The sequence below is a fragment of the Nocardia sp. NPDC060220 genome (assembly GCF_042727815.1).
Lineage (GTDB): Bacteria > Actinomycetota > Actinomycetes > Mycobacteriales > Mycobacteriaceae > Nocardia.
Window position 1 is genome coordinate 1 of record NZ_JBHWZY010001177.1, and the last position, 1,698, is coordinate 1,698.

Here is a 1,698-nt window from a genome sequence, read left to right on the forward strand (position 1 = left end):
CTCCTTCGTCGCGTACGCCCCGGCGGCTAACCGGCGACCCGGCCGCGACCGGCCACTTTGTGGCCGCTGCTCCCTATGGGTCGCAGGTGGGGGTTCGGAGTGCGGTCATGGCGGTTTCAGATCGCGGATTGCTATGCGGTATGGTTGGCGGGTTGTCTCGGCGAGGGTGAGTGCCCGTTTGGTGCGCACACCGTGATCGACGCGGCTCGGCTGAGTTTGTTTGGGCCGTCCTCGTTCGTTCTTTCGTCCGACGAGTAGACCTTGACCCCGGAGTTGGGTCACCCATGACCAGCCGTAGGAGCGCATTCAGTATGTCCGACGCCAATCTGATCGAAGCTGCCGTCCGCACCGAATTCGGTAAGGGTGCCGCCCGCCGTACCCGTCGCGACGGCAACGTGCCCGCCGTGCTGTACGGCCACCACGCCGAGCCGCAGCACCTGTCGCTGAACGCCAAGGCGTTCGCCGCGATCCTGCGTCTGCACGGCACCAACGCCATCCTGAACCTGCAGATCGACGGCCAGCCGCAGCTGGCGATGACCAAGTCGGTCGTCGTGCACCCGATCCGTCGCTACATCGAGCACGCCGACCTGCTGATCGTCAAGCGTGGCGAGCGCGTCACCACCGACGTCAACGTCGTCGTCACCGGCGAGGCCACCTCCGGCGCCCTGATCACCCAGGAACTCAACACCCTGTCGATCGAGGCCGACGCGATGAACCTGCCCGAGTCCATCGAGGTCTCGGTCGCCGGCATCGCGCCGGGCACCCAGATCCTGGCCGGCACCATCGCGCTGCCCGAGGGCGTCACCCTGGCCGGTGACCCGGAAGCGCTGATCGTCAACGTGATCGAAGCGCCGTCCGCCTCGCAGATGGACGACGAGGGTGAAGGCACTGCCGCCGAGGCCGTGACCGCGGAGACCGCTCCCGAGTCCGAGTAAGACCGCGCACTACGATTCGGGCAATGACCGAATCTTCCGGGCCCGCGCTCGTAGTCGGACTGGGTAACCCCGGCCCCGAGTACGAGCGCACCCGCCACAATGTGGGCTTCCTGGTCGCCGATGTGCTCGCCGAGCGCGTCGGCGGCCGTTTTGCCGTGCACAAGAAGTCCGGTGCCGATCTGCTCCAGGCGCGATTGGACGGGCGTCAGATCCTCATCGCGAAGCCGCGCACCTATATGAATCTGTCCGGGCGGCCGGTGGCCGCGCTGGCGAAGTTCTTCTCGGTGCCGGTGGACCAGGTGATCGTGATCCACGACGAGCTGGATCTGCCGTTCGGGACGCTCAAGCTCAAGCAGGGCGGCGGCGAGGGTGGTCACAACGGGCTGCGGTCTATCTCGCAGGCGTTGACCACCAAGGAATATCTGCGGACCAGGATCGGGATCGGGCGCCCGCCCGGTCGACAGGATCCGGCCGACTACGTCCTCAAGCCCTTCGCCGCGCCGGAGCGCAAAGAGGTTCCGGTGATCGTGGAGCAGGCCGCCGACGCGGTGGAGCTGCTGCTGAAGGTCGGGCTGGAAGCAGCCCAGAACAACCTGCATTGAGACACTCGGCGCGCCAAGGCACTTGGCGCGCCGAGTTCGTTCTCAGCGCAGGTGCACTGCGGTGGCCGAGCGGCGGAGTTTGCCCGAGGAGGTCTTCGGGAGAGCTCCGGGGCCGAGCACGGCCACGGTGCGGGGGCGCGAGCCCACTTCGGCGAAGACCT

At 67.3% G+C, this 1,698-nt stretch carries 2 protein-coding genes; both read left to right on the forward strand.

Annotation, left to right across the window (positions count from 1 at the left end; genetic code table 11):
• Positions 1-311 precede the first annotated feature (311 nt).
• Entirely contained in the window at positions 312-935 is a 624-nt protein-coding gene (locus tag ACFWF3_RS34990) for a 50S ribosomal protein L25/general stress protein Ctc (RefSeq protein WP_379318382.1), read from the forward strand.
• A 23-nt stretch (positions 936-958) separates the two neighbouring features.
• Complete coding sequence (gene pth / locus ACFWF3_RS34995; protein WP_379318384.1) at positions 959-1,537, forward strand: aminoacyl-tRNA hydrolase; 579 nt, start codon at positions 959-961, stop codon at positions 1,535-1,537.
• Positions 1,538-1,698 lie beyond the last annotated feature (161 nt).

Bases quoted from the DNA above. Each gene is read 5' to 3' on its own strand.
- ACFWF3_RS34990 (WP_379318382.1), top strand. From the start codon at position 312: ATGTCCGACGCCAATCTGATCGAAGCTGCCGTCCGCACCGAATTCGGT.
- pth (WP_379318384.1), top strand. From the start codon at position 959: ATGACCGAATCTTCCGGGCCCGCGCTCGTAGTCGGACTGGGTAACCCC.